Origin of the sequence: Pseudomonas sp. B21-040 (genome assembly GCF_024748695.1) — a bacterium.
In the GTDB taxonomy this organism is placed as follows: Bacteria; Pseudomonadota; Gammaproteobacteria; order Pseudomonadales; family Pseudomonadaceae; genus Aquipseudomonas.
On the sequence record NZ_CP087176.1, the window covers coordinates 882,744 to 906,143 of the forward strand.

16 protein-coding genes are annotated in these 23,400 nt (G+C 59.9%); 8 read left to right on the plus strand and 8 right to left on the minus strand.

Features of this window, described 5'->3' with window-relative positions; genetic code table 11:
* Positions 1–138 precede the first annotated feature (138 nt).
* Together LOY55_RS03920 and LOY55_RS03925 are read left to right on the plus strand one after the other, a co-directional pair.
* Positions 139–2,169, plus strand: coding sequence for a methyl-accepting chemotaxis protein (locus tag LOY55_RS03920; protein WP_109787627.1), 2,031 nt, complete (start codon positions 139–141; stop codon positions 2,167–2,169).
* Between the two features lie 167 nt (positions 2,170–2,336).
* Complete coding sequence (locus LOY55_RS03925; protein WP_109787628.1) at positions 2,337–2,726, plus strand: hypothetical protein; 390 nt, start codon at positions 2,337–2,339, stop codon at positions 2,724–2,726.
* On the opposite strand, the gene LOY55_RS03930 is transcribed toward LOY55_RS03925, so the two are convergent.
* Positions 2,727–3,503, minus strand: a complete 777-nt coding sequence (locus LOY55_RS03930; protein ID WP_109787629.1) for a TatD family hydrolase — start codon at positions 3,501–3,503, stop codon at positions 2,727–2,729. It abuts the gene before it with no gap.
* A gap of 3 nt (positions 3,504–3,506) precedes the next feature.
* A complete protein-coding gene (gene cra / locus LOY55_RS03935) occupies positions 3,507–4,502 on the minus strand; it encodes a catabolite repressor/activator (RefSeq protein WP_046031939.1) in 996 nt (331 codons plus the stop codon).
* Between the two features lie 290 nt (positions 4,503–4,792).
* Here cra and ptsP point away from each other — a divergent pair, with 290 nt between their 5' ends.
* The 4 genes from ptsP (at position 4,793) to LOY55_RS03955 (ending at position 12,037) form a co-directional block, all read left to right on the plus strand.
* A complete protein-coding gene (gene ptsP / locus LOY55_RS03940; protein WP_258667700.1) occupies positions 4,793–7,654 on the plus strand; it encodes a phosphoenolpyruvate--protein phosphotransferase in 2,862 nt (953 codons plus the stop codon).
* The gene (gene pfkB / locus LOY55_RS03945) at positions 7,654–8,595 is read left to right on the plus strand and encodes a 1-phosphofructokinase (protein WP_258667702.1); all 942 of its coding nucleotides are present in this window, start codon (positions 7,654–7,656) and stop codon (positions 8,593–8,595) included. Before ptsP ends, pfkB begins: the two co-directional genes overlap by 1 nt.
* Positions 8,596–8,606: 11 nt before the next feature.
* Complete coding sequence (locus LOY55_RS03950) at positions 8,607–10,346, plus strand: PTS fructose-like transporter subunit IIB (RefSeq protein ID WP_109787632.1); 1,740 nt, start codon at positions 8,607–8,609, stop codon at positions 10,344–10,346.
* 149 nt (positions 10,347–10,495) lie between these two features.
* The gene (locus tag LOY55_RS03955; RefSeq protein ID WP_109787633.1) at positions 10,496–12,037 is read left to right on the plus strand and encodes an alkaline phosphatase; all 1,542 of its coding nucleotides are present in this window, start codon (positions 10,496–10,498) and stop codon (positions 12,035–12,037) included.
* A 127-nt stretch (positions 12,038–12,164) separates the two neighbouring features.
* On the opposite strand, the gene LOY55_RS03960 is transcribed toward LOY55_RS03955, so the two are convergent.
* Both LOY55_RS03960 and LOY55_RS03965 read right to left on the minus strand, forming a co-directional pair.
* Positions 12,165–14,690, minus strand: a complete 2,526-nt coding sequence (locus LOY55_RS03960; protein WP_258667705.1) for a sulfite reductase flavoprotein subunit alpha — start codon at positions 14,688–14,690, stop codon at positions 12,165–12,167.
* A 130-nt stretch (positions 14,691–14,820) separates the two neighbouring features.
* Positions 14,821–17,139 carry a TonB-dependent siderophore receptor gene (locus LOY55_RS03965; RefSeq protein WP_258667706.1) on the minus strand — a complete coding sequence of 773 codons (2,319 nt, stop codon included), beginning with the start codon at positions 17,137–17,139 and terminating at the stop codon, positions 14,821–14,823.
* 206 nt (positions 17,140–17,345) lie between these two features.
* Here LOY55_RS03965 and LOY55_RS03970 point away from each other — a divergent pair, with 206 nt between their 5' ends.
* Together LOY55_RS03970 and LOY55_RS03975 are read left to right on the plus strand one after the other, a co-directional pair.
* Entirely contained in the window at positions 17,346–18,026 is a 681-nt protein-coding gene (locus tag LOY55_RS03970; protein WP_046031946.1) for a Fe2+-dependent dioxygenase, read from the plus strand.
* Positions 18,023–18,790, plus strand: a complete 768-nt coding sequence (locus LOY55_RS03975) for a tetratricopeptide repeat protein (RefSeq protein ID WP_258667709.1) — start codon at positions 18,023–18,025, stop codon at positions 18,788–18,790. The genes LOY55_RS03970 and LOY55_RS03975 overlap by 4 nt, the downstream gene beginning before the upstream one ends.
* Before the next feature lie 58 nt (positions 18,791–18,848).
* Here LOY55_RS03975 and LOY55_RS03980 read toward each other — a convergent pair whose 3' ends face one another.
* From LOY55_RS03980 to LOY55_RS03995, 4 genes are all read right to left on the minus strand, one after another.
* A complete protein-coding gene (locus tag LOY55_RS03980) occupies positions 18,849–20,012 on the minus strand; it encodes a type III PLP-dependent enzyme (protein WP_109787638.1) in 1,164 nt (387 codons plus the stop codon).
* A 659-nt stretch (positions 20,013–20,671) separates the two neighbouring features.
* Positions 20,672–21,829, minus strand: a complete 1,158-nt coding sequence (locus LOY55_RS03985; protein WP_223522703.1) for a betaine/proline/choline family ABC transporter ATP-binding protein — start codon at positions 21,827–21,829, stop codon at positions 20,672–20,674.
* Positions 21,826–22,479: an ABC transporter permease gene (locus LOY55_RS03990; RefSeq protein WP_258667716.1), complete on the minus strand. Its 654-nt coding sequence runs from the start codon at positions 22,477–22,479 to the stop codon at positions 21,826–21,828. Before LOY55_RS03990 ends, LOY55_RS03985 begins: the two co-directional genes overlap by 4 nt.
* 12 nt (positions 22,480–22,491) lie before the next feature.
* Entirely contained in the window at positions 22,492–23,385 is an 894-nt protein-coding gene (locus LOY55_RS03995; protein ID WP_223522704.1) for a glycine betaine ABC transporter substrate-binding protein, read from the minus strand.
* Positions 23,386–23,400 lie beyond the last annotated feature (15 nt).

Sequence of the window (23,400 nt, forward strand, 5' to 3'; positions counted from 1 at the left end):
CCTGTGCCTCCTCCCGTTAACCTTAAGTTACAAAACCACCTGCCGATTTAAGATATACAGGGATAGCGCTGAATAGTGGCTATCTGCCGCTGAGCTGCGCCTGCCAAATAAAAATAAGAATGCAAAGGGAGACTTCCAGTGAAGAGCTTGCTCTATCCCGCCGTCGCGCTGATGAATCGACTGAGCTTCGGCATGAAGTTCAGCCTGATCAGTGTGCTGTTTTTGGTGCCGATGCTAGTCACCAACTTCTATCTGGTGCGCGATTCCTATCGTGAGTTTCAGGGCACACAAGTTGAACTGCAGAGCCTCGACCTGCTGGGCAGCGGCCTGACGCTGCGGCGAGACCTGGAAACCCTGAACAATCTGGTGCAGATCAACGTCACACTCGGGCAGTCTGGCAAGGCCGGCAATATCGAGTCGCAGATCGGCACGCTAGGGCAAAGTATCCTGGCGCGTCTGCAAGGACTGACGGCGATGACCACAGATCCGGAGCAGATCAGCGTTTTCAACGGCAAACGCGATGAAATGATCGCGGCGTTCAAGGCCCAGCAAGCGGAAACCTCCCTGCAAAGCAAAAGCGGAATGATCGGCAAGCTGCTTGGTAATGCGCAGATTTTCAGCCAGATCATCGCCACTCAGGCTGGCCTCAGCCGTGACAGCCAAAGCGACATGCGTCAACTGAGCGAACTGATCACCAACGTCACCCCGCCTGTGACCCAACTGTTGGGCGATGGCCGGGCGATGGGGTCCTATTCCCTGGGGCAGGGCTTTCTCAACTCGGCATCCAGCACTCGGTTCGATGAGTTGTTGGCGCAGATCGAAAAACTCCAGGGCGAATACAGCCTGAAATTGCAGGATGCACTGGGCTCCAGCAAAGCGGCGCATGAAACCCTGGCCGCTCAAGCCGATAGCAGCAAAGCCTCCCTGAAAAAAGCCAGTGAGCTGTTCGAAGAAAAAGTGGTGATGGCAGACACCCTCGATGCACCCTGGCAGGGTTTTTACGATCAAGTCACTGCCCTGATGGACCAGACCTACCAACTCAACGAAGCCACGCTGAAGTTCCTGGGTTCCCAGTTGCAGCAGCGACTGGAGCAGAACCGCACTCACATGGTCTTGCAGGCCGTGGCGTTGTCAGTGGTGTTTGTATTGATTTTTTACCTTTACGGCGGCTTCTACGCGTCCACCCGCACCACCCTCAAACGACTTGGCGCCATGATGGACACGGTCGCTGCGGGCGACATGACGGTGACCTTCCGCGCCGAAAGTCGTGATGAACTCGGTGAGCTGGGCGAGGTGTTCAACGGCACCGTGAAGAAAATCCATGACCTGATCGAACGCGTCGGGCAGACCGTCAACGAGGTCGAGCGCCAGGCCGGGCAGGTTCAAAGCGTTTCTACCCAGAGCAACCAGGCGGTGGCCGGGCAACGTAGTCAGATCGAACAGGTCGCCACTGCCATGAACCAAATGTCGGCGACCTCCCTTGAGGTGGCGCGCAGTGCCGCCGCTGCAGTCAGCAGCGCCCACAGTGTCAACGATGAGACCATCAGCGGTCGCGGGCTGGTGGCGTCCCAGCAGGGCAGCATCGCGCAATTGGCCAGCGAGATCGATCAGTCGGTGCTGGTGATCAATCAACTGGCCAGCGACAGCCAGTCCATCAGCCGCGTGCTAGAGGTGATCAAAAGCATCGCTGAACAGACCAATCTGTTGGCCCTTAACGCCGCCATCGAAGCCGCTCGGGCCGGGGAACAGGGGCGTGGTTTTGCGGTGGTGGCCGATGAGGTCCGCACGCTGGCCAAGCGCACCCAGCAATCGACCGAAGAAATCGAGCAGATGATCAGCAAGCTTCACAGCGGCGTCGGCGCGGCGGTGAAAGCCATGGGCATCAGCCATCAGGTGGCCGATGGCACGGTCGGGCAGTCGGAGAAGGTCCAGCAGGCGCTGGAAAACATCCTCGGCGCTGTCGGCATGATCGTTGACCAGAACCAGCAGATCGCCGCCGCTGTCGAGCAGCAGACTGCCGTCGCCCACGACATTGATCAGAACATCGTCGAGATCAACCGGGCCGGGGAACGGACCGCCGAAGGCGCGCACCAGACCGAAGATGCCAGCCGCGCGTTGTCCGCTCAGGTGGTGGAGCTCAAACACCTGATCAGCGCGTTCAGGGTTTGAGTAAAAGTTGTGGGAGCGAGCACGCTCGCTCCCACAGTTTTTGCGCATAATCTGTAGTAACTTTTACCTTTGTGAGTGGGTAAGGTCCTGATTTCCTGCGTATTCAGATTTTTCGTCTTCAATGGAGGAAGATCAATCACTCTGACCTGCCCTGAGGAGGCCCGGTTATGTCGGCCGCAACAATTGGAGTCCAGGGGCATTGCGCCCATTGCGGGAGCACGCGTGTGCTCGAGGCCTGGCAACTCAACGCTATTGCTATCAACGAATCGTTTACCTGTACTCACTGCCATAAAGCCTTGCAGTTGCGTGATCCGAAACAGATCAAGCGCTTCAAGTCGCTGGACTCACTTTCCATGCTGCGGGCAAGCACGCGGGTGATGGTGTGTTCGGCGATTCTGGTGGCATTGGTCATGGAATGGATCGGGATGCTCAGCGTGGTCGAACAGCTGAATTTTTCACTGATCGCGATTCTGGCTTACTTTCTGGTCATTCAATTTGCTCGGCGCCGGCAACACATCACGTTAATTCTGGAAGCCGCCAAAGCCCACGCCGATTGATTACCAGTTGAACAGCTCGCAGGCATTGGCCGTGCTGACGGTGGCCAACTGCTCGGGGCTGATTGCCATGATTTGCGCCAATGCGCCACAGATTGCGGGCAGGTGCGCCGGGCTGTTGCGTTGACCGGGAAACATGACCGGGGCCATGTCCGGTGAGTCGGTTTCCAGCACCACGCAGTCAAGTGGCAACTCGGCGAGCACACGGTGCATGCGCAGCGCCTGCGGCCAGGTCGCGGCACCGCCCAGACCCAGTTTGAACCCGAGCTTGATGTATTCGCGAGCTTCTTCCTTGCTGCCCGCAAAGGCATGGATGATCCCGGCACGTTTCAACCGAAAGCGCTTAAGCGTGGCAATCACCGCCGCATGGCTGCGTCGAACGTGGATCAGTGCCGGAAGATGGAAGTCCGCCGCCAGTTGCAGTTGCGCCTCGAACAGCGCCTGCTGGCGCTCGCGATCCAGGGTTTCGATGAAGTAATCCAGACCGATCTCGCCCACGGCGCACACCTGTCGATGGCCGGCCAGACGCGTCAGCCAGTCAGCCAGTTCACGCAGATCTTCAGGCCGGTGATCTTCGAGGTACACCGGGTGCAAACCGAATGCTGCATGCAGGTCGGGATCGTTTTGCACGAGGTCCCAGACCCGCTGCCAATTGGCCTGATACACCCCCAGCACGACCATCCGTCGCACGCCCAATGCGCGGCTTTCGGCAAGCAGCGCCTGACGATCCTCGTCGAAATCGGAAAAATCCAGATGAGTGTGGCTGTCGATCAGCTCCACGGTTCAGTCCCGGTGAATGCGCTGCTTGAAGGTCCGTGCGATGGCTTGCACGCCAGGTTGGTAATCGGACTGCTCGATGGCGGCCAGTGCCAGTGCCAGGGCTTTATCGGCAATCAGTTGATGTTGTTGGGCCATGGCGTTGACTGGCAGCGGCAGGAAGTCCAGCAACTGCGTGTCGCCAAACGTACCGAGACGCAACGGACGGGTTTTCAACGGGAAGTCGTGCAAGGCGTCGAACACGCCCTGGAGCAGCACGTAGGAAGTGGTGACCAGCGCATCGGGCAGATGCCCCAGGCGCTGCAACATTTCTTCCATCAACTGCTTGCCGCATTCGCGGCTGAACGACTCGCCATGCTCGATCAATACTTGGCCTTTGAACCCCTCGAGTGCCTCTTTGAAGCCGGCCGAGCGCTCCTGGCTGATACTCAACTCGGGGCGCGCGCCGATCAAGGCGATCTGCTTGGGCTGCGGGTCCAGTAGACTGCGGGTCAATTGCAGGCTGGCCTCGCGGTCATCACTGATCACCGAACAGAAATGCTCGGGCTCCATGACCCGGTCGATGGCGATGATCGGGATGCCTTTGGCCTGCAACTGGCGGTAGCTGTCGTCACCGGCCGGCAGGCAACTGGCAACGATCAGTGCATCGCAGCGCCGGGCGCGGAACAGTTGCAGCAATTGTCGTTCGCTGTCTGGCGCATCGTCGGAACTGGCGATCAGTAATTGATAGCCGCGTGCCCGGGCGCCTTGTTCCAGCAATTTGGCGATTCGTGCGTAACTGGGGTTTTCCAGGTCCGGCAGAATAAAACCCAGGGTGCGGGTGTGCCGACTGCGCAGACCGGCCGCTTGAGGATTGGGCGTAAAGCCATGTTGTTCGACGACCGCGCGCACGCGTTCGACGGTAGCACTGCTGATGCGTTGCTGTTCAGCCTTGCCATTGATGACATAACTGGCGGTGGTTACGGACACACCGGCCAACTGTGCGATATCACTGAGTTTCAACTCGGGATTTCCTTGTTTTTTCGAGCTTGCCCCGACATTTTCGCCAATCCTACCCGAATCAGGCAGACGACTATTGTCCAACCACATCCGACAAGTTGGGCTTCAAGGATGGGACATTATCGAGTAACGTGCCAAGTATTCTAGATTAAACGTTTCAGCAAGCGTATTTTCAGCGTTATAAACACCTTTGGCCGGTTCTGCCGTGATACCGCCAAAAGTGAAGGCTAAGCGCCTAAGCTGATTCATTCAAAACAATACCTGGCGCCATCAGACGCCAAAAAGGAGAAAGCATGCTCGAGCTCACCCTAGAGCAGATTTCCATGGGCCAGTCGGCTGTGGATAAGTCCGAAGCATTGGCGTTGTTGGCCGGGCATCTGGTTGCCGATGGCCTGGTTGCCGAGGGTTACCTGGCCGGTCTGCAAGCACGGGAAGCTCAGGGCTCGACCTTTCTCGGCCAAGGCATTGCCATCCCCCACGGTACGCCACAAACCCGCGACCAGGTGTTTTCCACCGGCGTGCGGCTGATGCAGTTTCCCGAAGGCGTTGACTGGGGCGATGGCCAGATCGTGTACCTGGCGATCGGTATCGCGGCCAAGTCCGATGAGCATTTACGCTTGTTGCAGCTATTGACCCGCGCCCTAGGCGAGACCGATCTGGGCCAGGCCTTGCGTCGTGCAAGCTCCGCTGAAGCGCTGTTGAAACTGCTGCAAGGCGCGCCGCAGGAACTGGCGCTGGATGCCCAGATGATTGGCCTCGGCGTATCTGCCGACGACTTCGAAGAACTGGTCTGGCGCGGTGCGCGTTTGCTGCGCCAGGCCGATTGCGTGAGCAACGGTTTTTCCGCTGTGTTGCAACAGGTCGAAGCACTGCCGCTGGGCGATGGCCTGTGGTGGTTGCACAGCGAACAAACGGTCAAGCGCCCGGGCCTGGCCTTCGTCACCCCGGACAAACCAATGCGCTATCTGGGCCAGCCGCTCAGCGGTCTGTTCTGCCTGGCCAGCCTGGGTGAAGCTCATCAAGCCTTGCTCGAACGCCTGTGCGCCTTGCTGATTGAAGGTCGCGGCCACGAATTGGGCCGCGCCACCAGCAGCCGTAAAGTGCTTGAAGTCCTCGGCGGCGAATTGCCGGCGGACTGGCCGAGCGCCCGCATCGCATTGGCCAACGCCCACGGCTTGCACGCGCGCCCGGCGAAGATCCTCGCGCAACTGGCGAAAAATTTTGTAGGTGAAATACGCGTACGTATCGTCGACAGCCAGGACAGCGCGGTGTCGGTGAAGAGTCTGAGCAAACTGCTCAGCCTCGGCGCCCGTCGCGGTCAGGTGCTGGAGTTCATTGCCGAACCGAGCATTGCCGCCGATGCCTTGCCCGCCTTGCTGGCGGCCATCGAAGAAGGCCTCGGTGAAGAAGTCGAGCCGTTGCCGGCCGTGAGTCAGCAGCGCGAAGAACTCACCGATGTCGCCGAAGTACTGCTCGCCCCGGCGTCCGGCAGCCTGATACAAGCCATCGCCGCGGCGCCCGGAATTGCCATTGGCCCGGCCCATATTCAAGTGCTGCAAACCATCGATTACCCGCTGCGCGGTGAGTCCGCCGCAACTGAACGCGAGCGCCTCAAACAGGCACTGGCGCAGGTGCGCCAAGACATCGAAGGCTTGATTGAACGCAGCACGTCCAAGGCCATCCGCGAAATTTTCATCACTCACCAGGAAATGCTCGACGACCCGGAACTGAGCGATGAAGTCGACACCCGCCTCAAGCAAGGTGAAAGCGCTGAAGCGGCGTGGATGGCGGTGATCGAAGCGGCGGCCCGGCAACAGGAGTCGTTGCAGGACGCCTTGCTCGCCGAGCGTGCGGCGGACTTGCGTGACATCGGTCGGCGCGTGTTGGCGCAACTGAGCGGCGTTGAAACGCCGAAAGAGCCTGACCAACCTTACATTCTGGTGATGGACGAAGTCGGTCCGTCCGACGTCGCACATCTCGATCCGGCGCGTGTCGCCGGTATTCTCACGGCGCGCGGTGGCGCCACGGCGCACAGCGCCATCGTGGCCCGAGCCTTGGGTATTCCGGCGCTGGTCGGTGCCGGTGCGGCGGTGTTGCTGCTGGCGCCGGGCACGCCGTTGCTGATCGATGGCCAGCGCGGTCGCCTGCACGTAGACGCTGATGCGTTGACCTTGCAACGCGCCACCGAAGAACGCGACACCCGCGAACAGCGCCTGAAAGTGGCCGCTGAACAACGTCATCAACCGGCGCTGACCACCGATGGTCACGCGGTCGAAGTGTTCGCCAACATTGGTGAAAGCGCCGGTGTCACCAGCGCGGTGGAGCAGGGTGCCGAAGGCATTGGCCTGTTGCGCACCGAACTGATTTTCATGGCCCACCCGCAGGCGCCGGACGAGGCCACCCAGGAAGTTGAATACCGTCGCGTGCTCGACGGCCTGGCCGGTCGGCCGCTGGTGGTGCGCACCCTCGATGTCGGTGGCGACAAACCGCTGCCGTATTGGCCCATCGCCAAAGAAGAAAACCCGTTCCTCGGCGTGCGCGGTATTCGCCTGACGCTGCAACGCCCGAAGATCATGGAAGCGCAGTTGCGCGCCTTGCTACGGGCCGCCGATAACCGTCCGCTGCGGATCATGTTTCCGATGGTGGGCAGCGTCGATGAATGGCGTCAGGCACGGGACATGACCGAACGCTTGCGTCTGGAAATCCCGGTCGCCGACTTGCAACTGGGGATCATGATCGAGGTGCCGTCGGCCGCCTTGCTGGCGCCGGTGTTGGCCAGGGAAGTCGACTTCTTCAGCGTCGGCACCAACGACCTGACCCAGTACACACTGGCCATCGACCGTGGTCATCCGACCTTGTCCGCTCAGGCCGACGGCTTGCACCCGGCGGTGCTGCAATTGATCGACATCACCGTGCGCGCGGCGCATGCCCATGGCAAATGGGTCGGGGTGTGCGGCGAGTTGGCGGCGGACCCGCTGGCGGTGCCGGTATTGGTCGGCCTGGGTGTGGACGAACTCAGTGTGTCGGGTCGCAGCATTGCCGAGGTCAAGGCGCGGATTCGCGAACTCAGCCTCGCCCAGACGCAAATTCTCGCCCGACAGGCCCTGGCCGTGGGCAGCGCCAATGAAGTGCGCGCATTAGTGGAGGCTCTGTAATGGCCCGGATTTTAACCCTGACCCTCAACCCGGCGCTGGACCTGACCGTCCAGTTGCCGCGCCTTGAACCCGGTCAGGTCAACCGCAGCGACGCCATGCACACCCACGCCGCTGGCAAAGGCATAAACGTGGCGCAGGTGCTGGCCGACCTTGGGCATCAGTTGACCGTCAGCGGTTTTCTCGGGGAAGACAATCTGCAGGCGTTCGAAACCCTGTTTGCCAAACGCGGTTTTGTCGACGCGTTTATCCGCGTTCCCGGTGAGATTCGCAGCAACATCAAGCTGGCGGAAAGCGACGGGCGCATCACTGACCTCAACGGTCCAGGGCCGCGAGTGAGTGAAGCGGCGCAGCAGGCATTGCTGGATCGTCTCGATCAGATTGCGCCCGGCCATGATGCGGTCGTCGTCGCCGGAAGTTTGCCGCAGGGCGTCAGCGCGCAGTGGTTGCAGGCGTTGATTGTACGCTTGAAAAAACTCGGTTTGAACGTCGCCCTCGACACCAGCGGCGAGGCATTGCGCGCGGCGCTCAAGGCCGGTCCGTGGCTGATCAAACCCAACACAGAAGAGTTGGCGGACGCGCTGGGCTGCGAGGTTGTGTCGGTCGCGGCACAAGCCGACGCCGCGAGCCGCTTGCACGCGCAAGGCATCGAGCACGTGGTGATTTCCCACGGTGCCGAGGGCGTGAACTGGTTCAGTGTCGGCTCGGCGCTGCATGCCACACCCCCCAAGGTCAGCGTTGCCAGCACCGTGGGCGCGGGCGATTCGTTGTTGGCCGGCATGCTCCATGGTTTGCTAAAGCCCGATACGCCAGAGCAGACCCTGCGCACCGCCACGGCGATTGCCGCGATGGCGGTCACTCAAATCGGTTTCGGCATCGGCGATACCGCGCAATTGGCGCAGCTCGAACAGGGTGTACGCGTGCGTCCCCTGACAGAACAATAAGAGGGTTTGTCATGAAGTTAGCCATTGTTACGGCCTGCCCGAACGGCATGGTCACCAGTGTGCTGTGCGCCCGTTTGCTCGATGCAGCGGCCCAGCGTCAGGGCTGGATGACCTGCGTTGAAGTGGTGGATGCCACGCATCCGGAGCGGCAATTGTCGGCGGCCACTCTCGACGCCGCAGAGTGGGTCCTGCTGGTGACCAGCGCGCCGGTGGATATGGCGCGGTTTGTCGGCAAACGCGTGTTCCAGAGCACCCCGGCGCAAGCCCTGCAGGATGTTGAAGCGGTGCTGCGGCGCGGCGCTGAAGAAGCTCAGGTTTACGTTGCTCCCGAAACGGTTGTCGAGCCTGTCGCGACCCCTAAAAACGCGCCACGACTGGTTGCGATCACCGCATGCCCGACCGGGGTCGCCCATACGTTCATGGCCGCCGAAGCCTTGCAGCAAGCGGCCAAGCGACTGGGTTATGACTTGCAAATAGAAACCCAGGGCTCGGTCGGCGCGCGCAATCCATTGAGCGCCGCCGCGATTGCCGAGGCCGATGTGGTGCTGCTGGCCTGTGATATTGAAGTCGCCACCGAGCGTTTCGCCGGCAAGAAGATTTACCGTTGTGGCACCGGCATTGCCCTCAAGCAAGCCGAAGCGACGCTGAACAAAGCGTTGGCCGAAGGTCAGCAGGAAAGCGCCGCCAGCGGCTCCAAAGGCCCGGCCAGGCAAGAGAAAACCGGCGTCTATAAACACTTGCTGACCGGCGTGTCGTTCATGCTGCCGATGGTGGTGGCGGGCGGCTTGATGATCGCGCTGTCCTTCGTGTTCGGCATCACCGCGTTCAAGGAACCCGGCACGTTGGCGGCAGCCTTGATGCAGATCGGCGGCGACACCGCGTTCAAACTGATGGTGCCGCTGCTGGCGGGTTACATCGCCTACTCGATTGCCGACCGGCCGGGCCTGGCGCCAGGGATGATCGGTGGTCTGTTGGCCAGCACCTTGGGTGCCGGTTTTATTGGCGGGATCATTGCCGGTTTCATCGCCGGTTACGCGGCGCAGGCGATCAATCGTTATGCGCGTTTGCCGCAGAGCCTTGAGGCGCTGAAACCGATCCTGATCATCCCGTTGCTGGCGAGCCTGTTCACCGGACTGGTGATGATTTACGTGGTGGGCAAACCCGTGGCCGGGATGCTCGAAGGGCTGACGCATTTCCTCGACAGCATGGGCACCACCAACGCGATTCTGCTCGGTGTACTGCTGGGCGGCATGATGTGCGTCGACTTGGGCGGGCCGATCAACAAAGCGGCTTACGCGTTCTCGGTGGGGCTGCTGGCCTCGCAAAGCTATGCGCCGATGGCCGCGACCATGGCCGCCGGCATGGTGCCGCCGATTGGCCTGGGCATCGCCACGTTTATTGCCCGGCGCAAATTTGCCCAGACCGAGCGCGAGGCCGGTAAAGCGGCGTTGGTGCTGGGGCTATGCTTCATCTCGGAAGGGGCGATTCCGTTTGCCGCGAAAGACCCGTTGCGGGTGATCCCGGCGAGCATTGCCGGTGGTGCGCTGACCGGGGCGTTGTCGATGTATTTCGGCTGCAAACTGATGGCGCCGCACGGTGGCTTGTTTGTGCTGGCGATCCCGAATGCAATCAACCATGCGCTGCTTTACTTGCTGGCGATTGTGGCCGGGAGTTTGTTGACGGCGGTGGCGTATGCGCTGGTCAAAAGGCCTGAAACGGTCGAGTTGGCACTGGAACCCGCCAACGCCTGACGCCCTTTTTTGTAGGCGCCGAGCTTGCTCGCGATGACGGTGTAACAGCCAGCATTTTCGTTGAATGTTAAACCGACATCGCGAGCAAGCTCTGCTCCTACAGGGGTGTGTCACAGTCCATTATGTTTTTCCGTTTCAGGGAGAACACCATGAGCGAATTCGACCTCGGTCGTCGTCGTGTCATCCAAGCGGTGGGGGCCGGGCTGTTGTTACCAAGCCTGGCGCCGGCGGTGATCGCTTCGGTCAAGGATCGTCCGCAACTCAGCGACGGCGTGCAGTCCGGTGATGTGCTGGGTGACCGGGCGATGGTCTGGAGTCGCAGCGATCGCCCGGCCCGTATGGTCGTGGAATGGGACACGCGCAGCCTGTTCAGCAACCCGCGCCGATTTGTCTCGCCGCTGGCCGATGCCCGCACCGATTTCACCGCGCGTGTCGAGCTCACCGGGTTGCCCGCCGATCAGGCGATTTTCTATCGCGTGACCTTCGAGGACGCTCAAAGCGGTGTCGCGAGCGAACCCTGGTTCGGCCATTTGCGCAGCGTGCCGCAAACCCGCCGCGACATTCGTTTTATCTGGAGTGGCGACACCGCCGGCCAAGGCTTCGGTATCAACCCGGACATCGGCGGTATGCGCATTTATGAAGCCATGCGTTTGCGCTTGCCGGACTTCTTTATCCACAGCGGCGACACGATCTACGCCGACAACCCCATCCCTGTGCAACTGACCACCGAAAACGGTCGGGTGTGGCGCAACATCACCAGCGAAGCCAAGAGCAAGGTCGCACAAAATCTCGACGATTTTCGGGGCAATTACCGCTACAACCTGATGGACGAAAACATCCGTCGCTTCAATGCCGAGGTGCCGCAGATCTGGCAATGGGACGACCACGAAGTGGTGAACAACTGGTCGCCGGGCAAGCAACTCGACGCGCGTTATCAGGAGAAAGATATCCACAGCCTGGTGAGCCACGGGCGGCAGGCCTGGCTCGAATATGCACCCATGCGTTGGCAGGACGCCGACAATGGTGGGCGGATTTATCGCAAGCTCGGCTATGGGCCGATGCTCGATGTATTTGTACTCGACATGCGCAGTTATCGCGGTGCCAATGATGACAACCTCGGCGCCGCAAAACCCTTTCTCGGGCGCGAGCAACTGGACTGGCTCAAGCGCGAATTGAAAGGCTCGACCGCCCAGTGGAAAGTCATAGCCGCCGACATGTCGTTAGGCCTTGGCGCGCCCGACGGCGAGATCAGCCCCGGTGTGACGCGCTGGGAAGCGGTGGCCAATGGTGACCCGGGGCCGGCTCAGGGGCGTGAGCTGGAAATCGCTGAGTTGCTGGGTTTCCTGCGAGCACAGCAGGTGCGTAATTTCGTGTTTTTGACGGCGGACGTGCATTACTGCGCGGCGCATCACTACCACCCGGATCGTGCCGCGTTTCAGGATTTTGAACCGTTTTGGGAGTTTGTCGCCGGGCCTTTGAACGCGGGGAGTTTCGGGCCTGATCAGTTGGATAAAACCTTTGGCCCTGAAGTGGTGTTCGAAAAGGCGCCGCCCGTGCAGAACGCGTCACCGTTTGCCGGTTTTCAGTTTTTTGGCGAGGTGAATATTGATGGGCAGACGGGGGAGATGAGTGTGGTGTTGCGGGATCTGGATGGGGTGAGTGTGTTTGAGCAGAAGGTGACGCCGGTCTAATGTTTGTACACCTGCCCCCCCTGTAGGAGCTGAGCTTGCTCGCGATGGCGGCCTGTCAGTCACCCTCATTGTTGACTGTTAAACCGTCATCGCGAGCAAGCTCAGCTCCTACACGGAGTGGGGTGTGTCAGTAAACGTCGCGGCGGTAGCGGCCTTGTTCGATCAGGCGATCGACCTCTGCAATCCCGAGCACTTCGTTGAGTACGTGATCGACCCCTGATGCCATCCCCTGCAAGCTGCCGCAGATGTAAATCACGGCGCCGTCGGCGAGCCATTTCTTCAGCTCATCCGCCGACTCCCGCAGGTGATCCTGCACGTAGACCTTCTCGGCCTGATCCCGCGAGAATGCCAGGTCGAGCCGCTCCAGGTCGCCTGAGATCAGCCACTCTTCCAGTTCATTGCGGCACAGGTAATCGTGTTCCCGATGACGCTCGCCAAACAGCAGCCAATGGCGTTGCTGGCCGTCGGCAATGCGCGCCTTGAGCAAACTGCGCAACCCGGCAAGGCCGGTGCCGTTACCCAGCAGAATCATCGGCACCGGCTCGGCCGGCAGATGGAACCCGCTGTTGCGTCGCACCCGCAGGCTGACGTTGCCACCCACTGGCACGTGTTCGGTCAGCCAGCCGGAGCCAATGCCCAGGCTGCCGTCGGGATGCTGTTCCTGGCGCACGATCAACTCCAGCAAGCCATCAGCAGCAATCGAGGCAATGGAGTATTCGCGCATGGCCAACGGCACCAGCGCATCAGCCAATGCCTGAGCGTGCAGGCCGACCAGATGGGCTCTGTTTTCAGGTAGCTGGCGCGTGGCGAGCGCTTGCTCCAAAGGTTGTGACAAACCATCGAACACCACCGCGGCGCGCCCGTCGATGCCCAGGCCGTCGAGGAAGTGCTCGATCGCCCACGGGCAGTTACGCGGCAACACCTCCACCAGATCTCCCGCCAGCCAACTGCTGGTGGACGGGGCGGTGAGGCCCAGCAAGTACACCGGCGAGCCGCTGCTGTCCGGGTTCATCAATTCGCGGTGGGTCAGTGGCCAGTTGTCGTAGCTCGGCGCTTGCCAGGTGTCGACCGGTGTTTGCCCGGTCAGCAGGCCCAGTTGTTGCTGCCAGTGACGCAAGGCGTACGGGTCACCGCTGTCGACTTCCACCGGCGCGAACAGGGTCTTGCCGCCATGCTCGCCCAGCCAGGTGTGCAAGCGTCGGGCGAAACCGCAGAAGTGTTGATACTGGCGATCACCGAGTCCAAGTACCGCATAGTTCAGGCTCTGCAGGCTTGACGCCCGGCCCAGCATCTTGCGTTCGAAGCCGCGCGCGCTGTCCGGCGCTTCGCCGTCGCCGAACGTGCTGACCACGAACAACGCATTAGTGGAGTCGAGCAAATCCTGTTCACTGACACTGGCCAGTGGCCGCACCTTAACCGGCAACCCGGCGGCTTGCAGCTGCCCGGCCGTTTGCCACGCCAATTGCTCGGCGAAACCGCTCTGGCTGGCGAAACCGATCAGCCAGGCCGGCGCATCGCTGTCGGGATGATCGAGACTTTTGCGCGCGTCCTTGATCTGCTTTTTCTTGCGCCGACGATCGAGGTACAGCAACCAGCCCGTGACGAAAAACAACGGCATCGTCAGCGAGGCAATCGTCAGGATGATCCGCCCGACAATGCCGAAGTAGCTGCCAACGTGCAGCGCGTAAATGCTGGTCAGCAGTTGCGCCTTGAGGCTCTTGTCGCTGTAACGGTCGTGCTGCTTGACGATGCCGGTCGCCGGATCGAGGGTGATCTGGTTCTGGGCGCGGTCGTGGGGTGAGGTTTTCAGCAGGTAATACACGGTCGCCGGCTGGCCGGCCACGGGTGGCATACGGATGTTGTACGCGCTGAGTGCCGGGCCGGCGGCGCTGTAGACGCTGCTCCAGATGGCCGAGTAATCGGCAGTCGGCGCCGGACCACTGGGGGCCGGGCCGCGATTGCGCACGCGCTCGTTTTGTGGCGCGTCGGACAGCAATCGGGTCAGGCCCTTGTTGTACCACTCATACGACCAGGACAACCCGGTCAGTGCTGCCAGGAGATAAAACACCAGGCACCAGGTGCCGGCCACGGAGTGCAAGTCCCAGTTGAAGCTACGACCCTTTTTCTTCCAGTCCAGGGTCAGCCAGGCACGCCAGCTTTTCCACTGGCGCGGCCAGCGCAGGTAAAGACCGGACAGGCAGAAGAACACCAGGATCAGCGTACAGGCCCCGGTAATCTGCCGCCCGGTATCGCCCATGGCGAGGAAGCGGTGCAGTTGCAACATGAAGCCGAAGAAGTCCTGGCCGGTGGCATCGCCCATGAAGTCGGCGGTGTACGGGTCGAAGTAACGCATTTCGCCACGGCGTTCACCCGGCGGCGGGGTGAAGAACACTTTGGCGGCACGGCCGCTGTCGGTTTCGACGTTGAGCATCGAGACCTTTTTGCCGGACGCGGCTTCGATGCGTTCGACCAATTCAGCGGGCGGCAGGACGCCAGCGACCTGCTTCTGGACCTGCAACACAGAAGGGTTCAGTACGCTCAGGATTTCATCCTGAAACGACACCATGGCCCCGGTGATGCCCATCAGGGCCAGGACCAGTCCGGCACTGATGCCGAAAAACCAGTGCAACTGGAACAGGGTTTTCTTCAACACGTCACTCGCCTTGTTCGTTCAAAAATAGTCTTCACGGCGCGCATTATGCCGTGGGTTGTCGAGAAACATTCTTTTTTACACACAAAAGCCCTACTCACGAATGAGCAGGGCTTTTTTCCTCACACTTTTATTAGAAGTGGAAGTTGGTGCTCAGCAAGGCAGTACGACCGGCCGCCTGGTTGGCGAAGTGAGTCGAGAACGCTTTGTCGTAGTACGTTTCGTCGGTCAGGTTCTGCACGTTCAGTTGCAGGTCGACGTTTTTGCTCAGCTTGTAGGCCGCCATTGCGTCGTAACGAACGTAGGAATCAACCATGGTGGTGTTGGCAGCGCTGCCAAACACATCGTCGACGTAGAACGCACCGCCACCGATGGTCAGCTTCGGCGTGACTTGATAAGTCGTCCACAGGCTGGCGCTGTTTTTCGGCGTGTTAGGCAGCTCGTTACCGTCGTTGGCCGCACCCAGTGGGCCACCATCGACTTGCTCACTGTCCATGTAGGCGTAACCGGCGAAGACCTGCCATTTATCGGTGAGCTTGCCGGTGGCCGACAGTTCGACACCTTGAACGCGAGTCTTGCCGACGTTTTCGTATGTCGTGGTGTTGGTTTGCACACGAGCGTTTTCTTTCTCGGTGCGGAAGATATCGGCGGTCAAGGACAGACGATCGTTCATCAGGTCCCACTTGGTGCCGATTTCGTAGTTCTTGGTGGTTTCCGGTTCCATATCGCTTTTCAGCAGGTTGCCGTTGCGATCAGGTGTGCCACCCAATGGGTTGCCTTCCGAACCTTCGCCCAGGGTGTTGCCCGGTGGCGTGGCGGACGTCGCGTAGGACGCATAGATGCTGCCGTTTTCAGCAGGTTTGTACACCACGCCGAACTGACCGGTGACGAATTCGCTGGTGTCATCGCCCTTGGACGTGGTCACGCTGGAACTGTTGAAAGTCTTGTAGTCGGTGTCGAAATGGTCATAACGCAGACCCATGTTCACCAGCCACTGCTCAGACAATTCCAGGGTGTCGAACACATACAGCGCGTACGTGTTGGCCTTGGTGTCGGTACCGGCGTAGTTACGCGAGATTGCACCGTTCCATGGATCGTTCTGGTTCGGGTTGGACAGCGAGGTGCAGTTGAAACCGCTTGGCCTGCCGATCAAGGCCGGAGAGCAGTTAGTGGTCACCGCTGCGGTGCGCGGGGTGGTATCGGTGTTGACGTTGTACGAGGATTTTTCGTTTTCCTCGTGAGTGAACTCGATACCCGTGGCGAAGCTGTTCTTGAACCCGGCGATGTACACGTCACCAAACAGATCGGTCTGGTTAGTGGTGGTCTCGGTGTTGCTGACACGGGTATTCGCCCGACGCCAGAGGCTGCCATTGTTGACGTTGCCCTTGCTGTCGTCCGGCTGGGTCAGGATGTAATCCTGCATGCTGGTGCCGTGGCGCAGGGTGTTCTTGACGGTCAGCGCATCGTTCAGATCGTGCTCGATGGAGAAGGTCGCGGTGTCGGTACGGGTCTTGCGGAAATCGCGGTCGTTCAGACCATACCAGTTGCTGCTGTTGCCGCCGTCATTAGGCTTGTCAGGATTGGCCTTGGTACGCGCAGCCGAGCCAGCGACCGGGATGGAGTACGGAATGCCCGAGTCCGGCGTGTCGTTGCTTTCGAGGTGGTAGTAGTCGAGGTTGACACGGGTCTCGGTGCCCAGGCCGAAGGCCAGGGACGGTGCGATACCCCAACGATCGTAATCGATGCTCTGGCGGCCGGCGACGTTGCTTTCGTGGGTCAGCAGGTTCAGACGGCCGGCGGCGGTGTCGGAGAACTGATAGTTGCCGTCGAAGGTGTAGCGCTGGGTCTGGTCGGAGCCCCAGGTAAAGCCACCGTCGAGCGAATCCCCCAGGTGCGCTTTCTTGCTCACCAGGTTGATGCTGCCGCCAGCGGCGCCACGGCCGCCAATGGCCGAGTTCGGGCCTTTGCTGACTTCAATCGATTCAACGGCGAAGATCTCGCGGCTCTGCGAACCGGTGTCGCGCACGCCGTCCAGGTAAGTGTCGCCCTGGGCATCGAAGCCGCGAATGAATGGACGGTCACCCTGTGGGTTGCCACCTTCACCGGCACCAAAGGTGATGCCCGGAACGGTGCGCAGTGCGTCTTGCATGTTCATCGCGCCGGTGTCCTTCAGGACTTGTTGCGGGATGACGGTAATCGAACGCGGTGTGTCCACCAGTGGTGCGGTGTACTTGGGCGAGGACGCTTTTTCGACGTTGTAGGAAGTCTCGTCCTGAGCCTCGCCAGTGATGGCGGTAGCGCCCAGCGAAATCACATTACTCGGTGCTTTTTCGTCAGCCTTTTCCGCCGCGAAAACCATGTGCCCCGCCGAGCCGGCGGTAATCGCCATGCCAATGGCCGATGCGAGCAAACGTGGTGAACTGACCGGTACTTGTGTTTGTTGACGCGACATTTGAATTCCCCTCCCCAAGGATTTGAGGCGGCGGAATATAGGGTAGACGCGTATTTGTATCAATTGCGAAATGTTACTATTCGCGAGGAATTTACATTCTTTACAATTTAACCTTACGCTTTTGCTGTTTCGTTCGTCGTGAGGGTTTTACACGGACAATAAGAATCAATACCATTAGCGCCCCTTTGGTTTCAGGTGTCCCTGCCATGCTGCTGCACATTCCAGGCTTGTTCTCGAAAGAAGAAGTGCAGCGTATCCGCGAGGCTCTGGAACAGGCCGATTGGGCGGATGGCAAAATCACTGCTGGCTATCAGTCGGCTAAAGCCAAGCACAACCTGCAACTGCCTGAGGGTCATCCGCTGGCCAAGGAGGTCGGTGCGGCGATGCTCGAGCGGCTGTGGAAAAATCCGCAGTTCATGTCAGCCGCGTTACCGCACAAGGTCTTCCCGCCGTTGGTGAACTGCTACACCGCTGGCGGCAGTTTCGATTTTCATATTGATAACGCCGTGCGCCAGCCCAAGGGCAGCATCGAGCGGGTGCGTACCGATCTGTCGGCGACGCTGTTTTTCAGTGAACCTGAGGACTACGACGGTGGTGAACTGGAAATCCAGGACACCTTCGGCACTCAGCGCGTCAAGCTGCCTGCCGGCGACATGGTTTTGTATCCCGGCACCAGCCTGCACAAGGTCAACGCCGTCACCCGCGGCACGCGTTACGCGTCGTTTTTCTGGACCCAAAGCCTGGTGCGTGAAGACAGTCAGCGCGCCTTGCTGTTCGAGATGGATGGGGCGATCCAGCAATTGACGCTGGACATGCCGGATCACCCGTCGCTGATTCGGCTCACTGGCACTTATCACAACCTGCTGCGCCGTTGGGTCGAGGTATGAGTTATCAACTGCGCCGTGAGGAAGTCCTCGACGGTGACCGACTCAAATCCATGCTCGAGGAAAGCCCGGCACGTGCGGCTCAAGCCATTTTGATCGCCGCCCGAGAAGGCGTACTCGATGCTCAGGCACTGCTCGGGCAAATCCTGCTGGACGGCAATGGCATCGCACAGGACCAGCCGCTCGCCACGCGCTGGTTCGCGATTGCGGCTCAAGGTGGGCACTTGATGGCGCGCAACATGCTGGGTCGCTGTCATGAGCACGGTTGGGGTTGCGTGGCGGATGCCTCGATTGCCGCTCGGCATTACCGGGTCGCGGCGCAGGCCGGGCTGGATTGGGCGATGTACAACTACGCCAATTTGCTGGCCACCGGGCGAGGTGTGATCGAAGACCAGGCACAGGCGTTCAGCTTCTATCGCCGAGCGGCTGAATTGGGTCACGCGAAATCGATGAACCTGCTGGGGCGCTATCTGGAGCAAGGACAAGTGTGCCCGGCAGACGCGGCATTGGCGCGTGACTGGTATCGCCGTTCGGCGGTCGGCGGGGATTTTCGCGGGCAGTTCAGTTATGCCGCGGTACTGGCCGAGGAGGGGGGCGTCGAAGAGGCAATGACCTGGTTGCACAAGGCATTAGCCGGCGGCAATCTGAATTTCCTGCGAGTGGCTAGCAAGGCATTGATGAGCGCCGTGAACCCACAGTTTCGCGAGTTGGCACCGGCGTATAACCGACGCATTGACGAGCTTGAACGACAGCTGGCGCCTCTGTAGCGCAGGCACAAAAAAGCCCATGACTCGTCATGGGCTTTTTCATTTCTACGCGTAGCGCTTAAACGTAAAACGATTTCAGCGGCGGGAAGCCATTGAATTCAACAGCGCTGTAACTGGTGGTGTAGGCACCGGTCGACAACCAGTACAAACGATCACCAATGGCCAGGTTCAGCGGCAGGCCGTACTTGTAGTTTTCGTACATGATGTCGGCGCTGTCGCAGGTTGGGCCGGCGATGACCACTTCTTCCATCTCGCCTTTCTTCTCGGTCCAGATCGGGAACTTGATGGCTTCGTCCATGGTTTCGATCAGGCCGGAGAACTTGCCCACATCCGTGTACACCCAACGCTCGACGGCGGTGCGGGATTTACGTGCCACCAGCACCACTTCGCTGACCAGGATGCCGGCGTTGGCGATCAACGAACGGCCCGGCTCGAGGATGATTTCCGGCAGGTCGTCACCGAAGTCTTCCTTGAGGAAACGGATGATTTCTTCAGCGTAGGTTTCCAGGCTGTTGGTGCGGGTGATGTAGTTGGCCGGGAAGCCACCGCCCATGTTGATCAGCTTCAGGTGAATGCCGTCTTCTTCTTTCAGGCGTTCGAAGATCACTTTGACCTTGGCGATCGCCGCGTCCCAGACGCTGATGTCGCGCTGTTGCGAGCCGACGTGGAACGAGATGCCGTACGGCACCAGGCCCAGGTCGCGAGCGAGGATCAGCAGGTCCATGGCCATGTCGGTCTGGCAGCCGAATTTGCGCGACAAAGGCCAGTCAGCCGTGGTCGAGCCTTCGGTGAGGATGCGCACGTAGACTTTCGAACCTGGTGCTGCCTTGGCGATGTTGCGCAGGTCGGCTTCGGAGTCGGTGGCATACAGACGCACGCCCTTCTCGTAGAAGTAGCGAATGTCTTTGGATTTCTTGATGGTGTTGCCGTAGCTGATGCGATCCGGGCCGACGCCCTGGTTCATCACTTTATCGAGCTCGTAGATCGAGGCGATGTCGAAGTTCGAACCTTTCTCTTTGAGCAGGTCGATGATTTCGACGGCCGGGTTGGCCTTGACGGCGTAGTAGACCTTGGCGAATTCGAAACCGGCGCGCAGGTCGTCATAGGCCTGGGCAATCATCGCGGTGTCGATCACCACGAACGGGGTTTCCTGTTTGTCGGCGAAGGCCTTCATTTTGTTGAAAGTATCGCGCGCGAAATAGTCTTCGACATTGATCGACATACTTGGGACTCCTAGTGGCAAACATTAGTAATCAATGGGTGCAAATGAACGTCCTCCGTATCCCCACTTTGGTTCGCCTACTTCCCAAGGCATGTCGCCGAAAGCAAAAAGGCCATGGGAAGTGCAGCTTTCCCTTGGCCTTGCTGTCTCGTCGTCAGTACTTGAGCCGGATGGATCGTTTCCAGCATGGACGTTCGGCGCGAACTTTAGGGCGTGAGGGGCTTGAGATCAACAAAAAATGTCGCGTTTTTGCACTCTTCTGACGCGCGTTACGAACATCACTCTTTGTAACCGACTCAGATGACAGTCGGATGTTCCCGAGGAATTGTGAAGTGTTAAAAATACCTGCACGTTCGATGCTTTTGTGCGCCAAGTCGCTAGTAACTACGATAGCGTCAACTTCGGCGACGTTGTCCACCAAAAGTTGAGTTGAGAGGGGATTTGGTTCTTTCAGAAGGTATTTCTGGATAGGTTTTGGAGGTGTCGCTGTTGATATTTTTTTCCGCTCTGTCGATCACTCAAAAATTGCACAGACCTTGTAGGACCGAGCCTGCTCGCGATGGTTTTTTACAGTCGACATCTTCGTTGACTGACATTGCGCTATCGCGAGCAGGCTCACTCCTGCAGGGTTTTGCATTTTTACCGGGTGATTGGAGTTATCAGGCGACCACCGCCTCGGCAGGCGACACGATGTTGGTCTTCATGCCGCGCGAACGACCTGAGCTCAAGTAAGCCGCAATCGACTCCTGCGTCACCTCGCCCAAAAACACTCGCTCGGCATCCATCACCGGCAGCCACGAGCGATTGAACTCGTACATGCGCGACAGCAGGATGCGTAAATGCTCGTCATACGCTGCGGTCGCGTTGAACTCGCGCAGGTACTGGCCGCAAGTACCATTCTGACGGTGCAGGTCGCGGCGTCTGACGTATCCCAATGCCTTGTTGTCAGCACAGGTCACCACGACATAGCGGCGGTCCAGTTCATCCATCAGTTCCAGCGCCTCGGCCACCGGGGTGTCCGGGCTGACCGACGGCGCGTTGTCTGCGGCGTCTTCGGCTTTCACCAGCAGCAAGCGCTTGAGGGTGCTGTCCTGGCCGACGAAGTTGCTGACAAAGTCGTCTGCGGGATGGGCGAGCAGGGTGTCCGGGTGATCGATCTGCAGCAGCTTGCCGGCGCGGAAGATCGCAATCTTGTCGCCCAGCTTGATCGCCTCGTCGATGTCGTGGCTGACCATGATCACGGTCTTGTTCAGAGCACGCTGCATCTCGAAGAACTCGTTCTGGATCATTTCTCGGTTGATCGGGTCGACGGCGCCGAACGGTTCATCCATCAGCAACAGCGGTGCATCCGCCGCCAACGCACGAATCACGCCGATCCGCTGCTGCTGCCCACCGGACAACTCACGCGGGTAGCGATTCAGGTATTGCTTGGGTTCCAGCTTGATCATGCTCATCAATTCGCGGGCGCGGTCGTGGCATTTCTGCTTGTCCCAGCCGAGCAGTTTCGGCACCACCACGATGTTCTCTTCGATGGTCATGTTGGGGAACAGGCCGATCTGCTGGATCACATAGCCGATGTTGCGGCGCAGGGTCACCGCGTCGAGGTCGGTGGTGTCTTCGCCGTTGATCAGGATCTTGCCCGAGGTCGGCTTGATCAGGCGGTTGATCATTTTCAGCGTGGTGCTTTTGCCGCAACCCGATGGCCCGAGGAACACGCAGATTTCGCCTTCATTGACGGTCAGGCTTACCGAGTCCACGGCTTTCACATCTTTGCCGTTACTTTGGAAGGTCTTGCTGAGGTTTTGAAGTTCGATCATTTCAGGAGTCCTTTTGGAGTCAGCGAGCGTTGCAGCCATTGCAGAAGCAGGTCGGCGAAGATGGCCAGCAGGCTGACCAGCACGGCGCCGACGATCAGCATCGACATGTCGCTGCGGCTGATGGAAGCGAGAATGAGGACGCCGAGGCCACCGGCGCCGATGGTCGCGGCGATGGTCATGACGCCAATGTTCATGACCACGGCGGTGCGCACGCCGGCGAGGATCACCGGCACTGCGATGGGCAGTTCAACCATGCGCAGGCGCTGGCCGAAGGTCATGCCGATGCCACGCGCGGCTTCGCGAATACCCGGCTCGACGCTGGTCAGCGCAAGGTAGGTGTTGCGCATGATCGGCAGCAGCGAGTACAGAAACACTGCCGTGATCGCGGGCATCGGCCCCAGGCCCTGGCCAAACCTGGAGTAGAACGGCAGCAGCAGCCCAAACAGCGCAATGGACGGCACGGTCAGCAGCACCGTGGCGCTGGCTTGCAACGGGCCGGCGAGTGTCGGGAAGCGGGTCATCAGGATGCCCAGCGGCACGCCGACCAGAATCGCCAGCGTCACGGCGATGCCGACCAGCGTGATGTGTTGCCAGGTCAGGTGCAGGACCAGCGGCCAGTCGAGATGGGAAAAGGCGTTCAGAAATTCCATGGCTTTTCCTCCTCAGTTGAGTGGGTGCTGGCGCAGGAAATCTGCGGCAACGGATGAAGGGCTTTGGTGATCGACATCGACCCGCGCGTTGAGTTGCCGCATGGTTTCGTCGTCGAACAGTCGGGCCAGTGGCTTGAGCTGTTCAGCCAGTTGCGGGTGCTCATCGAGGAAGGCTTGGCGCACCACCGGCGCGGCGGTGTAGTCCGGGAAGTAATGCTTGTCGTCTTCGAGCAGTTTCAGCTTGAAGGCGTTCAATCGACCGTCGGTGGTGTAGACCAGACCGGCAAACACCTGGCCATTGCGCAGGGCGGTGTAGACCAGCCCTGCGTCCATCTGGCGGATGTTTTTGCGGGTCAGGTTCATGTCGTACAGCTGCACCATGCCGCCGAGCCCGTCGGAGCGGTTGGCGAACTCGGTGTCCAGCGCCACCAGGTGGTTGGCTTTGGCCTCGTCCCGTAGTGCCGTGTTCAGCTCACTAATGGTATTGATCTGCGGGTATTCATCCGCGACGTTTTTTGGCAGCGCCAAGGCGTAGGTATTGCTGAACTTCGACGGCGTGAGCCAGGCCAGGCCTTTTTTCGCGTCGAGTTCTTTCACCCGGGCGTAGGACTGTTCGCTATCGAGTTTTTCCGTCACATGGTTGTAGGCCACCAGCGACACACCGGTGTACTCCCAGAGCATGTCCAGTTGGCCACTTTCATGGGCGCTGCGGGCCAGATTGCTGCCCAAACCGCCGGTGACTTGAGTGTCGTAACCCTTGCTGCGCAGGTATTGGGAAGTGATTTCCGCCAGCAGGGTTTGTTCGGTGAAGACCCGGGCGCCAATGCGGATGACCGGTTTTTCAGCGGCGTGGGCAAATCCTGCGAACAGCAGGATGCAGCCTAGTAAAAAGCTTGAGGTTTTCATGTTGATTCCTTTGCC